Genomic DNA, 16,661 nt, shown 5'->3' with positions numbered 1-16,661 from the left:
AAAGACAAAAGCCTAATTTACAGGAGTGATTTCAATGGATAAACAATTAATTCAGCCGTTTTTAACGGTTGCAAACTATAATTTACTTGGTCAACAAATGAATAAAATTTTACAAACAATCGCTACTTCAAAAGATACAAATGTCATTCAAACTGTGCGTGGCCTTGTTCAAACAGAGATTTCTGATAACATTGTCATGACAACTTCAGAAGCCCAACTGATTGAGCCCATTTATACAGTAACTGAGCGCGCAGCAGGTGAAGCATATTTACACGACCTAAAATCATATGTCATCCCATTTAAGCCAATTACCGCAAGCACTATAAAAAGCTTGTTTAAAAAAGAAAAGAAGCTTAAGTTGCCAAATCTAGAACGATTAGATTTTCAGCAAATTTGTTATTTCGCTTGGGATGATCCTGGTACACATCGTAAGTATGTCATTTTAGAGCAAGACGCTAAGCTAAAAGCAATCAAAGGCATATTTGCAAATAATACCGTTCGTGGTATATGTGCTATATGTAATCGTCACTCTGATGTAGGACTATTTACGACTTCCATCAAAGGGAATGTCGTTGGCACTTATACGAACCATAGTAATTATATTTGTGCTGACAGCGAAACGTGTAATCAACATGTGACAGATATGGATAAAACAATTGCATTTTTTGAGCGCGTTACTTGATCATAAACAGCCTTCCCTACTTTAGGGAAGGCTATATTTTGTATGTCGTTAATACAATCAGACAAACTCTCCGCACAAAAAAACCATCCTTAAAAGCAGTTCCATTCACTTTAAAGGATAGTTTGCCTATATTTTAAGAAAGCCTGCGTTTATCTGTTGTCATAATGGAAGATGCGATAATAACGAAGCCTAGCATAAGAACAAAAATTAAATCGAGTAAACCTGTATGCATTGAAACGGTAAACACGGTAATTGTAAATGCGTAAGCGACAGTGTGGAAACTGCGAATCCCATTTTGCTTTACTTTATTATAAACTAACGATATTAAGACACCATATAACAAGAAGCCGATCGCTACTAACAAATAACCCCCATCTAAAAACAATTGACCAATAAATGTTGGAGTTGTTGTTCGCTGTTCACGTGTAACATTGACACCGCGCTCGCTCGTAATCGAGTTAACGACCTCGGTAACCTTCATGCGTGGTGAAATTTGTTCACCTGGTAAAATTGTACTAAATATACCTTTATGAATTTCACCTTTTAAGTAATCTTCTTCTTTTGTGTATTCGATTATCGTACTTAAAACGATATGACTTGTGACAGCTTCCGCATTTAATGCACGAACCCATTTCGGTACTAAGTTTACTTTTTGTTCAGCAGTTAATAGTTTATCTCTTTCCTCAGCTGTTAATTCTACATCTGGTTGCTCACGCTTATTGAATTCAATTGATGTATCTTCTGTAAGGACGCGTATAAAGCCAAACAATGAGAATGCTACACCAATTACGACCAATGCTGTTAAAAACCATGTTAATTTCACTCTTTTTACAACATAGTGGAAAATAATGATGCCTGTAAATAACATAATGATAAGCGGCGTACGATAACCCATTAATAGAAATAAAAACATGACAACCGCAAAAATCGAACCATAGACGATTGCCTTTTTCCATGTCATCGTCTTCTCCAAAATCATTTTATAGGACAAAAGCAATAACACACCATACCATAATAATTGGCTAAAGAAGTTTAACTTTGGATCTAAATTTCGGCGGTTTGCTTCATCCGTAATTCCTAAGTTACCACTAATAATCATCATTAAATAGGAGCCGAGCCCAAGCACTGTCAAGACAACTATAAAATGAATGACATATTTCCCTAAGAATGACAGTCCAAAAGATGGAATTGTCCAATCCAGTTTATCGATTATTAATACACCTATGTAATAACAAATAACAGCTAAAATTACAGCTGGCCATATGGATACATGTATACCGAATTGTTCAAATTTATGCCAATCAAATAAGCTGATAAAGAAATATAACAGTAAAATAAATGGCAAAAAGAAATACGGAGAAAACATATCAATTTTATTTAATTTTCCAAAACTTTGTTTCAATTTGCTCATACATATCACACCTTTTAGATGTTACTTCCCCTCCTTTTTGTTTTTTGTAAAACAAAATTAGTATATCATATTTTTTGTAAATTTTATAGATAGTTTCCAATTTATAAAAACGAAATTGACAGTAAGCAGTGTATTTCTCTCCTATCACTCTTTTTAGTTTATAGAAATTAACATTTATATACTTTCTTTTGAGAACCCATCATAATTCAAGAAACTATTAATTTTTCACTTTATATCCATCCCCTTATAAATACATTATACTTAAGTGTTTATTAAATGGTATTATTGTATTAATATAGCAGGTTAATAGGCATATTTAGACACCTAATAGGTAAGTGGCTATTTTAATACATACAAATAATTTTTTTAAAAAAGGATGGTTAAACATGGGCTTTTTTAGTTTAAAACAAGTATGTGGTGTATGTGAACAAGAAGCGGGTTTAAATCGGTTTCGAATAGCTAATAAAGAATGGGTGTGTGCTTCTTGTTATAAAGAAGCTAATCTAAAAAAATTAAGTTTTAATAAAAAGTATATTTTTCATATGACCGTCGAAGATATAAGAAATGCAATCCATACACAAAAAGAAAATAAACGAGAATTAAAAGTATTTAATCCTACAAAAAGAGTTGCAAATTTTGTAGAGTTTGATGATAACAATAAAAAATGGCTTGTTTTATCCACAATTTTAGGGAAACGTAATAAATCTACTGTTTATGACTATAGTGATATCCTCAATTTTGAATTACTGGAAGATGGCGAGACTATAATTTCTGGCGGCTTAGGTAGTGCTCTTGTGGGTGGAGCTTTATTTGGAGATACTGGTGCAATCGTAGGTGCAGTAACTGGCAAAAAGAAAATTAAAGGTATTTGTAGCAGTTTAAAATTAAAAATTACTTTAAACAATATTTACAACCCAGTCGTTTATGTTCACTTCATTGAGACAGATATGAAAAAAAGTGGAGTGCTATATCAAAATGCATATAATGCAGCTCATGAATGTCTATCTATTTTAGAATTAATTTGTAGTCAACAACAACCTACCGTTGAAGCAATTAGGCATCAAGGGCAATCAACTTCTGCAGCAGATGAGATATTGAAGTATAAACAACTATTGGATATGGGTGCAATAACACAAGCAGAATTTGAAGAAAAGAAAAACGAACTTTTAAAAGCTTAAAGTAGCGTTCACATGGACGCTTTTTCTTATCATTAAAAACACCTGCCCCTATTTGAAGAAGGAAGGGAAAATATCCTAGGAGGACCGACACAGATTGACGTGATCTATTAATTGAGACCCCTCTGCAATTCATTTATAAGTTGTCCCTAAAAGATTTATCTCAAACATTGATATATCAACGTCTAAGCACAAAAAAACACTCGCATAAAATACGAGTGTTTCAAGCATACTATGACAACCATTTCGGTGGTGTGTTTTTTTCCCAGTAAATATCACCAAGATTGTTATGAGCCATAAAATTGTCCTCGGCACTATGGTAATGGAAGTTATAGTAATAGCCTTCTTGTGGACGCTTTTCAGTTCGTACGTGGAAGCGGATTAAATCATCTCCTGTTTCATTATTAACGATATTGAAGATTTTTTCTCCGTAGTTACCACTTGGTTTTTCTGTAATTGTGAGATTTGCCAGTGATTCGTCCTCTATATTTGCAACGGTCATCGCAATTGCCTCTTCCATTTTCGGAAAGATAATGGAGTCAAATTCATTGCTAATTTTAGGACCAATTTTTGTCCCAAACTTCATATAGGACTGCTCTTTCGCTGCCTCAACAAGTAGCGACCCATAGTCAATCGCCTCGTGCTGTATTTCGGTCGCTTCATCTGCTATTGTTTCTGGTTCAGCTGCTAGGGCAGTGCTTGTCCCAGGTGATGGACCAATGGAAGCACGATTTGATGGATTATGATCGAATGCATCCCAAATTTCATGTGTTGGCGTAATTAATCCAAATGTTAAAAACGCAACCATGATGACGATACTTTTTTGAACCCACTTTTTCATTAATTAACACCTTCTCTTTTATGTACAAATTGGTAATTCTTCTTATAATATAATACGTCCCAACCAATAAAAGGTTTCATATTTCTATATTTCATTGTACAATAATTTATGTATAAATGTGTCGTTTTTTAAAAGGAGGTACAAAATATGTCAATCGTTATGGGTATTGGTCTTTTATTAATGTTAGGTTATTTAACTTCTTTATGTTACACGAACTAATTCATATTTTTTTCTTTAAATCCGCGAACTTTATTTAAGCTCGCGGATTTTTCATTTTCTTATCGCCAAATCGCTTGCTTGTAATCCCAATTTTCAAAAAATTCATTTTCTACTATTACTTCCTCATAAATTGGCACTAACAATTGATGAACAAGTTTATGTACTTTATCGAATGGTAACGTCTGTTGATTAACTAATTGTTGCCATCTCTTGTTGTTACTAGCGTCTAAATAAAGTTGTTTAGAGAACATTGATGGATATTTTTCTAGTGTTGTTTTATGTCGGTCAAATTTATCTGATATAGCCTCTTGTAAAACTCGACCTTCAAAATTCTGTGTACTTGCTAATAAAAATACATCATAATATTCTTTCATCGCTTGTTCGCATGCTGGGTATTGATATAGTAAGTTAAATTTATGTGCAATCATGAGCTCTGTCGGATAAGCTAATAACTCGATTGGCGTATTATCTAGTATTGACTGAATCGCCATCGTTTTTGGAGCCATTGCAATTCGATCAAAAAGATTAATCGTTATTTCTATGTATGTTGTTATGTGTCCTAAATGTGCAGGAATTCTAATATAAATTTGATTTTCATTACTATTAATAATTTCTAGTTCATCGCTAACAAATTGAATTCCATCCTCTTGTACATTCATCGAGCAAATTTCTTGGAAAGCATGCTTTATAATGCTATCTTTGTTGGCCATTTTTTTAGTACACAATGTAATTCCTGTAGTAGATTTTTCATAATCATTTGTTAATGTACCGATTAAAAAATCTCCATATAGCCAATACTGATCCTCGTAGCAAGAAGCTGCTAATCGAACTAGTAACCTTTCATGTGAATAGAGTGTTACAAATTCCTCTAAGCCTTTTTGTTGTTGCTGAGCTACATCTGTTAATTGGTCCAATACAGGGATTGATACATCATTTACTTGTTTCATATGCCACCCTCATTTCAATCATTTTTCAGAATTTTTCAACCAAACTAGCATATATTTGATTTTTGAAAAAACTCTGTACTTCATTATTACTTATTTTCCCACAATAGTAAACGGTAATATAATCCAGAGATAGTTTGTCGTTTTTTGTCGTTATTTAGGAAAATAAAGCGAAAAAACGCACCTAACTTTTCTAAAAAAGCAGGTGCTAAATGGCAAATATTTATTATTACTGTTAATATTATCAAAAAAATTAGACAAGGGGCAGCTTCGCTTTTGCGAAACTACCCCTTTAGTATTTAATAGGTAACATTTCTGTAAATTGTAAAGTCTCAACCCAATCATCTGGGGAATATTATTTCGAAACATTTTCGTTTCATCACCGCGGTAAAATTCCACTGTGTGCCCTCTAACTTAAGCAACGCAAACCCAACCTTCTTTTGCGTCCTTGCAGCCCCAAAGCATGCGCCAGTGTGAATAAGTATCCTAAAAAACAAAAAGCAGAATGCCAGATTACTGAAATTTGCTACCCAAAATAGCACGATTATTAGTATAGCATACTATCTTTTAAAAGTAAACCCAGTATACGATATTACTTCTCTTATCGTTACATTTCAAAATAAATAGCATAATGATTTGCACAACGTGGATTAAAAGCAGCCATGCATTGCGGGCAAGATGATGACTCCATATAATCTTGGATTGTTAATTCATGTTTACAATGTCCACAAAGTATTGCCTTTACATTAAATTGTGATTGCTGCCAACGTTTAATGGCGTGTTTGGCATGTTCCTCATGACATTTATAGCAAGGATAATAGCGCTCGCAGCATGCAAACTTTATCGCGATAATATCTTTTTCAGTATGATAATGTATACATCTCGTTTCATTATCCATTACAGGTCCGAAAATCTCCATTTTACATACCACTCCATTTTATAAAAAATAACACAAGGACAAATAAAATTGTTACGAGCATTGCTATGAAATCTTTTTTCTCAAAATGTAGTTCAATATAGCTCGTCCGATTTTTACCATCGCCATATCCTCTAGCATCAATGGCATCACTTAATTGATCTGCCCTTTGTATGGTTGTAAATAGCAACGGTATAACAATCGGAACATACGCCAAAATACGTTTCATAAAAGGTAAAGATTTAATATCAAACCCTCTTGATTTTTGCGCTAGCACAATTCGGTTCAACTCCTCTAACACAGTTGGAATAAATCGAATGGCAATAACAATCATTAATGAAAATTGTTCAATTGGTACACGAAGCTTCGATAACGGTTTTAACAATTTTTCTAAACCTTTAGCTAAAATTAGTGGCTTTGTTGTAAGGGTTAACAAAGAAGCCAATAATACAAGAAGCAAAATACGCCAAACAAACCGTATGCCTGCTACCATACCTTCAAACGAAATGGTGATGAATCCGATTGACCATATTACCTGTCCTTTAGTAAAAAGCAGATGATAAATAAGTGTAAAGGATAAGATGAAAAGTAACGGCTTCAAACCTTTTAAAATTACACCAAAAGGGACTTTAGAAACAATTATTAGTGTAAATACAAAAAAAGTAGTGATTACATAGCTTGTTGCTGTATCTAATAGTAAGAAGCTTAGCATCAACATAAAAATACTGATGATCTTGATTCGAGGGTCTAATTGATGAAAAATGGAATGCTTGTCGACGTACTGTCCAATAATAATAGAACTACGCATTTATCTTCCCTCTAAACTGTAAATACGGCTTAACTGCGTTGAAGATAGTATGCTCCTTACAGTTTGCTACGGCTATTTTCTTCCCAAGTAATTGTTCCACTACTTGTAATAGTTGGATTTGTTCTGGCATTTTTAAGCCTGCATTTGTTACTATATGAGCCTGCTGTAAAAACAATTGGTTGGTAGTTAAATGTGCTTTTATTTCTCCTTCGTGAAGAACAATGACTTCATCAGCGTACTCCGCAACATCTTGCATTTGATGGGTAACAAACAGAACGGTATGATTCGTTTCTAATTGCCATTTCTTCAAAAGGTCTAGTATTGATGACTTGCTAATTGGATCAAGTCCTGCAGTAGGTTCATCCAAAATCAGTAACTTTGGCTGCATTAATAATATTGATGCAATTGCTACACGCCGCTTTTGCCCTCCACTAAGTTGAAAAGGGGCAAGTGTTAAAATGGTTTCATCTAAGCCTATTGTAGCAAGCATCGCTGAAATACTTGCTCGTATTTCTTTTTCAGATTGTCCCCTTTGTTTTAATCCAAACGCTAGCTCTTTATATACTGACGTTTCAAAAAACTGATGCTCTGGATATTGAAAGACATAGCCAATTTCTTGCAAATCTTTTGGTTGGCCTTTTCCGCTTAGCGTAATAAGCTTATTATGTAGCCTATACTCACCTTTAAAGTCTACTAATCCTTTTAACAATTGAACAAAGGTGGACTTACCTGCGCCTGTTTTCCCAATGACCGCAATCCATTTTCCATCTGCTATGGAACACGAAATATTTTTCAAGGCTGTTCGATGTTCATATGTAACAGTTACGTTTTTGAGCTCGTATCCCATCGTAAACGAATCGCCCCTTCCCAGTCTGCTGTTAATGACCAAGCTTCATTTGCTAATTGATGAATTTTGACCGCTATCGGTTCCTGTAAGGAATAATCTCTAACATTGATTGTTTCAAATAGTGCTATTGGATGCCCATCAAAGCAGATTTGACCGTTATCAAGTAAAAGTACACGATTTGATTGCATAACTTCATCCATATGGTGCGTGATATGGATAATCGTCAAGCCTGCTTGATGCAGTGCATGCATAAGGGCTAATACTTGTTCCCTTCCTAATGGATCAAGCATCGACGTTGCCTCATCGAAAATAATGCACTGTGGACGCATTGCTAAAATTGCCGCAATCGCAACCCGTTGCTTTTGTCCACCCGATAATTCATGTGGCATGCTATCTAAATATGTTTCCATATCAACTGCTTTGCTTGCCCATTGAACACGCTGATCCATTTCTTCCTTTGGTAAACGAATATTTTCAAGCCCGAATATAATTTCGTCTCGAACACTTGTTGTAATAAATTGATCTTCAGGATTTTGAAAAATAAAACCTATGCGCTGTCGAATTTCTTTTAACTGTGCAGCATTCCTTGTCTCTAAATGATGAAATCGTACAACCCCTTTTTTCGGAAGCACTAAGCCATTCATTAATTTTGCAAGTGTTGATTTGCCACAACCATTTTTACCGACAATTGAAACATATTCACCTGCTTGAATTGTAAAATGAATATTTTTTAATATCGGCATATTCTTTTTATGATAAAAATCAACATGCTCAAATACTAGCATTTAAACACTTCCCTTTTGCTTATCGTACATATCAAAAAAAAGCGCTGGACTACTAGCTGAAAAGCTTCGCTGTGGTCTCGTCCATTTCGTGACTGTTGCACCATTTACGCCAAATATTTCTCCTGTAAGATCTGCATCTTGTTGAGCTAGTAATGTTCCGATAAAAAGTGCAACATCCTCTGGTTTTCCAACCTTCCAATAATCAGGAAACGGTTCATTACGCTGTGCATATTTTTTGGTTATAAAATCAATCACAGGTTTCGTCATATCCGTTAATGCAGCTGGGGAAATGGCGTTTACGCGAATATTAAATGGCTTCAACTCTTCCGCCAATGTCCATGTCATCCCAAGAATGCCTGCTTTCGCCGCACTATAATTGAGTTGACCTTTGGAGCCCAATAGTCCAGCTGTTGACGTCATCAATAAAATATCACCGCCTCGATCAAGTAAATGAGGTAGTACACACGAAATACAATAAAAGGCTCCGTGTAAATGCACATCGATAACATCTTGCCATTGCGCAGTTGTCATTCGCATACATTTTTCATCTCGGAGATTTCCTGCATTATGAATCAATACATCTATTTGCCCAAACTGTTCCATGACAAAGTCAATCATCCTAGACACCGCTTCACCATCTGCAATATCCGCACAATACCCTATTGCCCTATTTCCATTGGCAGAAATTTGTTCGACGACCTCATCAATTAATTGCTGGTTCGTGCCATTTACAACGACACTGTATAGACTATTCGCAAGATAAATAGCCGTACTGCGGCCAATTCCCCTTGTCGCCCCTGTAATAAGTACGACCCTACTCATGATCCCAACTCCTCTACTTCAAAATTTCCTAAAGCGATTAGGTCGTTGTTGCGATTCGATATCGATACTTCTATTCTAGTGTGGTTTTCTATAAACAGAAATGTTACTTCTTCGTCTATAAGTAGTGGTTTCTGGAAGCGCATATTATAGCGAACGATCCATTTCAACGGATGTTCTTTAATATACAATGATTGAGCAAGTCCCATTAAATACATTCCATGAACAATCGGGCGTTCGAAGCCCGCTTGCTTCGCCGCCTCAGCATTAACATGAATGGCTGCATCATCCTTCGATACTTGTGCATAGTAGTGGACCTGTTTGGCAGTAACTGTTTTTTTCATATGGCAGCACCAACATGAATCAAAACTGTATTTAATTGCACTATTTCTGTTCCTTGTTCAAAGCAATTTAACGTATAAGTATTAAAAGTCATTGGTCCTTGTTTTCCTTGTTTATGTTCTGTTTGACTTAACGCTAATTCACAGTCTAGTACCATGCCTTCTTGAATTGGTAATTGATAAATAAATTGCTGCGAGCCATGGAGAACTGGCACTGTGTCCTGAAAATGCGCATGATTGAATTGTTGCCAGAATACGATTGGCATTGTAGCAGGAGCGATGAGCTTACCATGTAGATATTGCAACGGGGCATCTATACTTTTGGCATAGCGTTGTATCCAGTCAGCCGTTACGGTTATTTTCTTAGTTGCTTTCATTTTATTGCCTCCACAAGCGTTGCAAGCCCCATGCCCCCACCAATTCCTAATGTTGCAAGTGCTCTTTTAAACGGTTGATATTTCATTTCATAGAATAATCGTGTGATTAAAATAGCTCCTGATGCGCCGTATGGATGACCGATGGCAATTGCACCACCAGCTCGATTAACCTTGTCCTCTGGAATTTGTAATGCTTGAATTGAAGCTAACACCTGTGAGGCAAATGCTTCATTAAATTCAACAATATCAATATCCTGTACGTTAAGTTGTTGCCTTGTCAAAAGTTTTTGTACAGCTGGTATTGGACCTATCCCTAAATAATTTGGATCGACACCTGCAGCCTGGGAATCGACAAAGCGTAGTATCGGCTGTAATTGGAATTCGAGGCATTTTTCTAATGACATAACTAATACTAGCGCTGCGCCATCGTTTAACGGACAAGCATTTCCAGCTGTAACAGTACCATTTTCTAAAAAAACAGGGCGTAAAGATTGAAGCTTCTCTAAACTTGTATTTTCTCTTGGACATTCATCTAAAGTTATCCATTCCTCCTTTACTTGTAAAGGCACTATTTCATCGGCGAAACGATTTGATTTCATTGCTTGAATCGCCTTTTGATGGCTTTTGTATGCATAATGGTCTTGAGCTTGTCGTGATATGGAATATTTCTTTGCTACATTTTCAGCTGCAATCCCCATATCAGGATCGCCATACCGCTGTGGGGTAAATGGAGCGCGTGAATAGAATTGGGGCATTGCCATTAATGTGTTCGGCTTTTTCATTTTCCAAGGCGCACGACTCGTACTTTCTACACCACCAGCTAAATAAACGTCTCCTGCTCCACTTTGAACGAATCTCGCAGCCATATTTATAGCTTCTAATCCTGAGCCACATTGACGGTCAATGGTAACACCTGGAATCGATAATGGTAAATCTGCTTCTAAAGCAGCAAGCCTGGCTAAATTCCCTCCTGGTCCGACTGCATTACCTAAAATCACATCATCAATACAATCGCTTGGCAATGCTGTTTCTTTTATAATTTCTTTTATTAATGGGGCTACTAAATGCTCTGGTTCAAGTGTAGCTAGCTGACCACCCAACTTGCCAATCGGTGTTCGTTTTGCCATCACAATCACTGCTTCTCTCATAACATTACCTCCATTACCCAATCTTTCATTGCCTTACGAGCTATTTTTCCGCTGCTTGTATAAATGAATTTTTGTACCGTTACTAATTGTTTCGGCAACTTAAAACTAGCTAAAAACTGCGCACCAAATTGTTGAAGTTCCTCTAGTGAAATCGTTTGGTTAACTCGCCATTTTATACAGGCAATTAGCCGCTCTCCCCAATAATCATCTGGCACACCAATTATTATCATGTCATCTATGGCACTATGCCGTTTTAGCACAGTTTCCACTTCTTCTGGATACACATTTAAGCCACCTGTAATCAACATATTTTTAGCTCGACCAATTAAATGTAATGCACCCGCTTCATCTTGCATCATATAGTCTCCTGTTTTTAACCAACCTTCATAAAAAACTGCATTTGTTTCTTCAGGTAATTGAAAATAACGAGTGAACATCATATCACTACGAATATAGAGTAATCCAATTTCGCCAGTAGGCACTTCACGTTGGTCGTTATCTCGGATGGAAATCTCTACACCATGAAAAGGAATCCCGACAACATGTTCTTCCATCGTTTGATGGACAGCCAAATAACTAATATAACTGGCTTCAGAAGAACCGTAGAATTCAAATAATTTCGCTGAGCCAAACACCTTTTTTGCTTGTGCTTTCGATTGTACAGACCATTTAGCTCCAGAAGAAATGATAGCCTGTGCAGGCATATCTTCCAAGCCATCAAATCTCAATAACTTTTCAATCATTGTTGGCACAAGAAATAAAATCATATTTGGCACCTCTCGGCAATACTTGACTACCTTTTCTTCCTCAAAAGTGGACATAATATGAAACGTCCCACCAAAATATAAACTTTGCATTAGCGCAAATAATGACAATGACTGCACAAATGGTCCAGGTGCTAAAAAATTTTTTAAAGGATTTAACTGAAATGCTTGTTTTGTTGCCATAAAGCTTTTCAGCCAAGAATTGTGTGTTCGTTCGTACCCTTTTGGCATGCCAGTTGTACCAGAGGTAAAGCCTATAAATAACGGGTCTTTTGCCTGATTAACAGAAGCTTCTTCTGTTAAAGTAGAAAACCATTCTTCGTAAGAAGCTACTTGCTTGCCCGAAAATACATACGTGTCGATATGCGTGAAACGATGCATATTGTCCTCAAGCTTAAACTCAAGAAAAATCATCCTCGGCTGTGCTTGTTTTAATACCAACTCGATTTCATATAAACTCCACTTTGGATCAAGTAAAATCGGCACACAACCTGCGTACATAATTCCTAAAAAAACTTCCACAAATTCAATCCGATTGCTTGATAATATCGCAATTTTTTCATGTTCAAGTCCTTTACATTGAATGCCTTTTGCAATTTTTTTCATTGCACTTACTAATTGTTCGTATGTATAAGACCGTTCCTCATGAATTAGGGCAATTCCCTTTGGCTGATGAACTGCATGTTCGATAATGGGTTCGATGATGTTCATTTCTTCACACACCTTTAAAAATATCTTATTCTACTTCGCTATTTAGCTTTTGTTCAATTGGACTAACTGCCCTTAATTGCAAAACAATAATTGCTGCAATAATTGCCTTTATACAATCTCCAGGTAAATACACTAATGCTCCCACTAAACCAGCCCAAATAGATGTTTGTGTAATTAATGCCATAACAGGTGCACCTATTAAACTAACTAGTAATACACCAAATACAAAATTAATAATAAGTAATTTCCATATTTTAATAGAAGACCATAATTTCTCAGTTGCAAACCCAATGAGAAAAGCGGCAATCGGCCAGCTAAAAATATAGCCTGCTGATGGACCAACTAATACCGAAAAGCCACCTCGTCCTCCAGATAATAAAGGTAAACCTAAAGCAACTAAAACAATAAACAGTACGAGACTAATTGCCCCAGTTTTCTTTCCTAAAAATCCCCCTGCTAACATTACACCTAATGTTTGTGCTGTTATCGGTACAGGAATAAAACCTACTGAAATTGGAGGAATCAATCCTAGAGCCGCTATTAATGCCGCAAAAAGTGCCGCATATACCATTTCTTTAGTTGTCATATAAAAAACCTCTCTTTAAAAATATTTACGCAAATAAACCGGTTTCTTTGTATGTGAATTATAATAGCGCTAAAATCCATTTGTGTAAACTTATTTTACTTTAAAAGTTAACTCAAATTATAAATTAATATATTTAAGTAGTTGTTTTCTTTTTTCAAGACATGGTTTTCGACAAGAAAAAAGAACAGACATTTAATTTAGTCTGTTCTAATCGTCATTCTTATTTAATTGTAAATCGGTATGCCGATTTTATGGCTTCAAAATAACGCCATAATGGAATTTTGACGTTACACGTGTCAATCTTGAAAAATGATATTTTTCAAACCATGCCGATCGAAAGTGAGCCTTTAAAACGACACGCTTTTTTGCTACTCGTTTCGCTTCTGCTACCCATTCATCGGTCAATGTTATATGTGCTCCAGCCGTGCGAAGTGCTTGAAAATTATTCGATTCTTCTATTATTTCTTCGAACATCGGATCCATATAAACGACATCAAATGCATCGTCTGGCTGTAATTTTAAATATGCAATCGCTTCTGCCTGCACAACTTCAATTTGTCGCATACATGCGGTTAAAGGAAGCTCCGATGTATCATACGTGTTCATACCATGTGCCACAATAAATGCCACATTAGGATCTGCCTCTAACCCAACCACTCGCCCAGATTCCCCGACAACAAAAGCAGCTAGCATCGCATCTGCACCTAAACCTAATGTACAATCTAATATAGTATCATTTTTTTCTAGCTGAGCTGCCTCTAAAAACGGTTCAATTTCTCCACGTGCCACCCGCTTTAAACGAAATGCTGCGGAATTTGGATGAAAGAAAAAAGGCTCGTCCGCTCCAAATGCATAATATTCATAGCGATTTTTTCCTGCAACAATGACGTTTGCCTGCATTTGCTCTGAAATTTTACGAATTGAACGCTTATTACGAGCCACAAATGGAACATGTAACGTATCACACACAAAACCAGCGAGCACCATCGACATGTCGTCTGGTCTGCCCGCTGTAGTCACAATTGTTTTTATTTCTCGCATGTTTGCTCTAAAACGCCTGTTAAATGCGCTGTAATTTGCTCCACTGGGAAACCTTCAATTTGTTCACGTGGAATAAAGTAAGCCAATTCCCCATCTTTTAAAATAGCCATTGACGGTGAGCTTGGTGGCACATCCTCAAAGAAACCTCGCATAGCAGCAGTAGCTTCAGGATCTTGCCCTGCAAATACTGTTACAAGATTATCCGGTTTTACCGTACCTACCGCTTCACGTGCTGCTGGACGCGCTAACCCAGCTGCACATCCACATACCGAATTAATGACAACCAAAGAAGTCCCTTTTGCCTCCGCCATAAATTCATTCACTGCATCAGCCGTTGTCAACTCACTAAATCCAGCCTCCACCAATTCTTCACGCATCGGCTTCACTACCTGTTTCATATATTCGTCGTAAGCGTTCATGCTTTTACCCTCTTTCATATGTAATCACAAAGCCCATTATAGCAAGGTTTTTCACACTTGTATAATGTTTCGATTTCACCGATATTCACCTACATTCAGATTTTTGGTTGCTTTTTTGTTGCTTTGGTTGCTTTTTTGGGTGGTAAAAAAATGACTGTACCACGTAATATTCATACTTATTAATTTATATTTATTCAAAATTAAATATAAAAGTCGATAAATGAAAATTGGACTTATAGATAACAAATATCGGTTGTCTGTCTCTTTTTATGTATTAGAGTAAATTTTCCGCTTAATTAACAATTAGTAAGCATAGCAAAAAGGGTGATCCCCTATTTTTATGACTAAAATGGTTCACCCTTTATATTATTCACATTTACAATTTAGGTGTTGATTTGTAATAATGCGTTTGCATAAGTTACGTAAAATTCTATTTCCGATTTACGTCTTTGAAGTTCATTAAACATTATAGACATTAACTTTTGACAACCATGACCTTTATTTAATGCAGCATTCACAGCCAAATAAAGTAGATGTATTTCTCTATCACCCATTTCATTCACCACACTTTTGCACCAGTCATTAAATTCATTTGATAGTGGTGGTGTAAGATTATAAAACTCTGAATAATGGATCATAGCTTGTAAAATAGCTTTCACTTGGTATTCGCACAGTTCTCCCTCCTGGGAGTAACATCCACTTCTAATTAAAACCGATTTCGGTTATAATAGTATTAGTTTTTGAGGGTGGATGTCACTCGAATAATACTTCACAGTCTAAGTTGCAGCTTAGATTGTGATTTTTTTTATTTTTTACAAACATTCAAGAAACCTCTTTTGTTTTTCCTTGCAACAACGATAGTAGCTCACCAAATTTAGATGGGTAATACAACGGTTGCGTTTCCTTTGGATTATGCGGACTGATAACATTCGAACCATAATAGAGTCCTTGGTCTGTTAAAGACTTAAACTCTTTAACACTACCATTAGACGAAGGTCGCTCCTTAATTTCGAGTAATCCCAATTCAATTAACCGAGTATTCGCTTTAGCAGCACTAATTTTTACACCATGTTCCTTAAGTAAATGTGTCAGCGCAACCTTTCGTTCTTCTTCTGAATATTTAGGCAAATGGTTTGTTGGGACACCATGCTGTTTGTGAACTTCCTCTAACATTCGAATTTTAGACGGCCAGTCCACTCGTAATATTTCTGAAGTATACTTCACTCCAATGAGCTGTTTTTCAAAATCCACAAAGTTTCTTGATAATGAAGCTTGGCTTATTATTTGTTCCATTTCTTCAAACCTAGTTACATACGTTGCAGTAAATAAAACACCCTTTTCTCCGGTCATTTTATTGGCTACCATTTCACAACCTTTTCGAGTAAGCAAATAACAAGGACGCATTTCTCCTTTATCATCCGAATAGCTATGTTGGATAAAGAAATCAGACGAACGGAATTTTCCGTTTGTTAAATGTGTAATGTATCCTGTAACCTTTTTGCTTCCCCCGATTTTTTCTAACAAATCAGAATGTCTTATCCCTACCATTTTCGCCACATCTCGACTATCCGTTACTAACTGACCATTAAATGAAACTACTTTTAATTGATTCATATAGTATTCCTCCTGTTTTTAGGCATTGATAATCCTTTCAATACAGATTTTTGTAATATTCACTTCAGTTTTAACAATTTAATAACATGTGTTCCTATAATAAGAAACGTCTGTATTATATTTATCACCCCCTTTAAGCCCCAAAGAATCTTGTCAAAATATTTTATCATCAGTTGAAATTCCTAAAGCCCACCGGCCCAAGAGAAATATTCT

General features: G+C 36.0%; 19 protein-coding genes. 2 read left to right on the top strand and 17 right to left on the bottom strand.

Translation table 11 applies throughout. From position 1 onward, the window contains the following. Positions 1 to 34 precede the first annotated feature (34 nt). Complete coding sequence (locus ACIQ1H_RS05445; protein ID WP_402887109.1) at positions 35 to 682, top strand: FusB/FusC family EF-G-binding protein; 648 nt, start codon at positions 35 to 37, stop codon at positions 680 to 682. Positions 683 to 815: 133 nt separating this feature from the next. Here ACIQ1H_RS05445 and ACIQ1H_RS05440 read toward each other — a convergent pair whose 3' ends face one another. Beyond that, complete coding sequence (locus ACIQ1H_RS05440) at positions 816 to 2,093, bottom strand: oligosaccharide repeat unit polymerase (RefSeq protein WP_402887107.1); 1,278 nt, start codon at positions 2,091 to 2,093, stop codon at positions 816 to 818. A 386-nt stretch (positions 2,094 to 2,479) separates the two neighbouring features. Here ACIQ1H_RS05440 and ACIQ1H_RS05435 point away from each other — a divergent pair, with 386 nt between their 5' ends. Continuing rightward, positions 2,480 to 3,271 (top strand): SHOCT domain-containing protein, encoded by a 792-nt coding sequence (locus tag ACIQ1H_RS05435; protein ID WP_402887105.1) that lies wholly within the window; start codon positions 2,480 to 2,482, stop codon positions 3,269 to 3,271. A 229-nt stretch (positions 3,272 to 3,500) separates the two neighbouring features. Here the strand turns inward: ACIQ1H_RS05435 and ACIQ1H_RS05430 are convergent, their stop codons facing one another. The 16 genes from ACIQ1H_RS05430 to ACIQ1H_RS05355 all read right to left on the bottom strand — a co-directional run bounded on the left by ACIQ1H_RS05430 (position 3,501) and on the right by ACIQ1H_RS05355 (position 16,448). After that, complete coding sequence (locus ACIQ1H_RS05430) at positions 3,501 to 4,109, bottom strand: YpjP family protein (RefSeq protein WP_402887104.1); 609 nt, start codon at positions 4,107 to 4,109, stop codon at positions 3,501 to 3,503. A 278-nt stretch (positions 4,110 to 4,387) separates the two neighbouring features. After that, a complete protein-coding gene (locus ACIQ1H_RS05425; protein WP_402887103.1) occupies positions 4,388 to 5,275 on the bottom strand; it encodes a nucleotidyl transferase AbiEii/AbiGii toxin family protein in 888 nt (295 codons plus the stop codon). A 604-nt stretch (positions 5,276 to 5,879) separates the two neighbouring features. Next, a complete protein-coding gene (locus tag ACIQ1H_RS05420; RefSeq protein WP_337981100.1) occupies positions 5,880 to 6,191 on the bottom strand; it encodes a CHY zinc finger protein in 312 nt (103 codons plus the stop codon). 1 nt (position 6,192) lies between these two features. Continuing rightward, positions 6,193 to 6,996 (bottom strand): energy-coupling factor transporter transmembrane component T family protein, encoded by an 804-nt coding sequence (locus tag ACIQ1H_RS05415; RefSeq protein ID WP_402887101.1) that lies wholly within the window; start codon positions 6,994 to 6,996, stop codon positions 6,193 to 6,195. Beyond that, on the bottom strand, positions 6,989 to 7,843 hold the full coding sequence (locus ACIQ1H_RS05410; protein WP_402887100.1) for an ATP-binding cassette domain-containing protein: 855 nt from the start codon (positions 7,841 to 7,843) through the stop codon (positions 6,989 to 6,991). Before ACIQ1H_RS05410 ends, ACIQ1H_RS05415 begins: the two co-directional genes overlap by 8 nt. After that, a complete protein-coding gene (locus ACIQ1H_RS05405) occupies positions 7,819 to 8,628 on the bottom strand; it encodes an ATP-binding cassette domain-containing protein (protein WP_402887098.1) in 810 nt (269 codons plus the stop codon). The genes ACIQ1H_RS05410 and ACIQ1H_RS05405 overlap by 25 nt, the downstream gene beginning before the upstream one ends. Further along, entirely contained in the window at positions 8,629 to 9,450 is an 822-nt protein-coding gene (locus tag ACIQ1H_RS05400; protein ID WP_402887097.1) for an SDR family oxidoreductase, read from the bottom strand. Continuing rightward, positions 9,447 to 9,791, bottom strand: a complete 345-nt coding sequence (locus tag ACIQ1H_RS05395) for a MaoC family dehydratase (protein ID WP_402887096.1) — start codon at positions 9,789 to 9,791, stop codon at positions 9,447 to 9,449. Before ACIQ1H_RS05395 ends, ACIQ1H_RS05400 begins: the two co-directional genes overlap by 4 nt. Beyond that, entirely contained in the window at positions 9,788 to 10,165 is a 378-nt protein-coding gene (locus ACIQ1H_RS05390) for an FAS1-like dehydratase domain-containing protein (protein ID WP_402887095.1), read from the bottom strand. The genes ACIQ1H_RS05395 and ACIQ1H_RS05390 overlap by 4 nt, the downstream gene beginning before the upstream one ends. Continuing rightward, positions 10,162 to 11,313 carry a thiolase family protein gene (locus ACIQ1H_RS05385; protein WP_402887094.1) on the bottom strand — a complete coding sequence of 384 codons (1,152 nt, stop codon included), beginning with the start codon at positions 11,311 to 11,313 and terminating at the stop codon, positions 10,162 to 10,164. The genes ACIQ1H_RS05390 and ACIQ1H_RS05385 overlap by 4 nt, the downstream gene beginning before the upstream one ends. Continuing rightward, complete coding sequence (locus tag ACIQ1H_RS05380) at positions 11,310 to 12,788, bottom strand: AMP-binding protein (protein WP_402887093.1); 1,479 nt, start codon at positions 12,786 to 12,788, stop codon at positions 11,310 to 11,312. Before ACIQ1H_RS05380 ends, ACIQ1H_RS05385 begins: the two co-directional genes overlap by 4 nt. Positions 12,789 to 12,813: 25 nt before the next feature. Next, entirely contained in the window at positions 12,814 to 13,374 is a 561-nt protein-coding gene (locus ACIQ1H_RS05375) for a biotin transporter BioY (RefSeq protein WP_402887091.1), read from the bottom strand. A 249-nt stretch (positions 13,375 to 13,623) separates the two neighbouring features. Next, entirely contained in the window at positions 13,624 to 14,415 is a 792-nt protein-coding gene (locus tag ACIQ1H_RS05370; protein ID WP_402887089.1) for a class I SAM-dependent methyltransferase, read from the bottom strand. After that, the gene (locus tag ACIQ1H_RS05365) at positions 14,403 to 14,834 is read right to left on the bottom strand and encodes a BrxA/BrxB family bacilliredoxin (RefSeq protein WP_172771689.1); all 432 of its coding nucleotides are present in this window, start codon (positions 14,832 to 14,834) and stop codon (positions 14,403 to 14,405) included. The genes ACIQ1H_RS05370 and ACIQ1H_RS05365 overlap by 13 nt, the downstream gene beginning before the upstream one ends. A 383-nt stretch (positions 14,835 to 15,217) precedes the next feature. Then, complete coding sequence (locus ACIQ1H_RS05360; RefSeq protein WP_402887087.1) at positions 15,218 to 15,493, bottom strand: hypothetical protein; 276 nt, start codon at positions 15,491 to 15,493, stop codon at positions 15,218 to 15,220. Between the two features lie 163 nt (positions 15,494 to 15,656). Next, positions 15,657 to 16,448 (bottom strand): Rha family transcriptional regulator, encoded by a 792-nt coding sequence (locus ACIQ1H_RS05355; RefSeq protein ID WP_402887085.1) that lies wholly within the window; start codon positions 16,446 to 16,448, stop codon positions 15,657 to 15,659. Positions 16,449 to 16,661: the final 213 nt, after the last annotated feature.

The organism is Lysinibacillus sp. NPDC097279 (assembly GCF_044761745.1).
GTDB lineage: Bacteria > Bacillota > Bacilli > Bacillales_A > Planococcaceae > Lysinibacillus.
The sequence above is the reverse complement of the archived record's forward strand: the minus strand, read 5'-3'. Positions and strand labels throughout refer to the sequence as shown.

Coding starts and splice junctions, on each gene's coding strand:
- ACIQ1H_RS05445 (WP_402887109.1), top strand. CDS start 35: ATGGATAAACAATTAATTCAGCCGTTTTTAACGGTTGCAAACTATAAT.
- ACIQ1H_RS05440 (WP_402887107.1), bottom strand. CDS start 2,093: ATGAGCAAATTGAAACAAAGTTTTGGAAAATTAAATAAAATTGATATG.
- ACIQ1H_RS05435 (WP_402887105.1), top strand. CDS start 2,480: ATGGGCTTTTTTAGTTTAAAACAAGTATGTGGTGTATGTGAACAAGAA.
- ACIQ1H_RS05430 (WP_402887104.1), bottom strand. CDS start 4,109: ATGAAAAAGTGGGTTCAAAAAAGTATCGTCATCATGGTTGCGTTTTTA.
- ACIQ1H_RS05425 (WP_402887103.1), bottom strand. CDS start 5,275: ATGAAACAAGTAAATGATGTATCAATCCCTGTATTGGACCAATTAACA.
- ACIQ1H_RS05420 (WP_337981100.1), bottom strand. CDS start 6,191: ATGGAGATTTTCGGACCTGTAATGGATAATGAAACGAGATGTATACAT.
- ACIQ1H_RS05415 (WP_402887101.1), bottom strand. CDS start 6,996: ATGCGTAGTTCTATTATTATTGGACAGTACGTCGACAAGCATTCCATT.
- ACIQ1H_RS05410 (WP_402887100.1), bottom strand. CDS start 7,843: ATGGGATACGAGCTCAAAAACGTAACTGTTACATATGAACATCGAACA.
- ACIQ1H_RS05405 (WP_402887098.1), bottom strand. CDS start 8,628: ATGCTAGTATTTGAGCATGTTGATTTTTATCATAAAAAGAATATGCCG.
- ACIQ1H_RS05400 (WP_402887097.1), bottom strand. CDS start 9,450: ATGAGTAGGGTCGTACTTATTACAGGGGCGACAAGGGGAATTGGCCGC.
- ACIQ1H_RS05395 (WP_402887096.1), bottom strand. CDS start 9,791: ATGAAAAAAACAGTTACTGCCAAACAGGTCCACTACTATGCACAAGTA.
- ACIQ1H_RS05390 (WP_402887095.1), bottom strand. CDS start 10,165: ATGAAAGCAACTAAGAAAATAACCGTAACGGCTGACTGGATACAACGC.
- ACIQ1H_RS05385 (WP_402887094.1), bottom strand. CDS start 11,313: ATGAGAGAAGCAGTGATTGTGATGGCAAAACGAACACCGATTGGCAAG.
- ACIQ1H_RS05380 (WP_402887093.1), bottom strand. CDS start 12,788: ATGAACATCATCGAACCCATTATCGAACATGCAGTTCATCAGCCAAAG.
- ACIQ1H_RS05375 (WP_402887091.1), bottom strand. CDS start 13,374: ATGACAACTAAAGAAATGGTATATGCGGCACTTTTTGCGGCATTAATA.
- ACIQ1H_RS05370 (WP_402887089.1), bottom strand. CDS start 14,415: ATGCGAGAAATAAAAACAATTGTGACTACAGCGGGCAGACCAGACGAC.
- ACIQ1H_RS05365 (WP_172771689.1), bottom strand. CDS start 14,834: ATGAACGCTTACGACGAATATATGAAACAGGTAGTGAAGCCGATGCGT.
- ACIQ1H_RS05355 (WP_402887085.1), bottom strand. CDS start 16,448: ATGAATCAATTAAAAGTAGTTTCATTTAATGGTCAGTTAGTAACGGAT.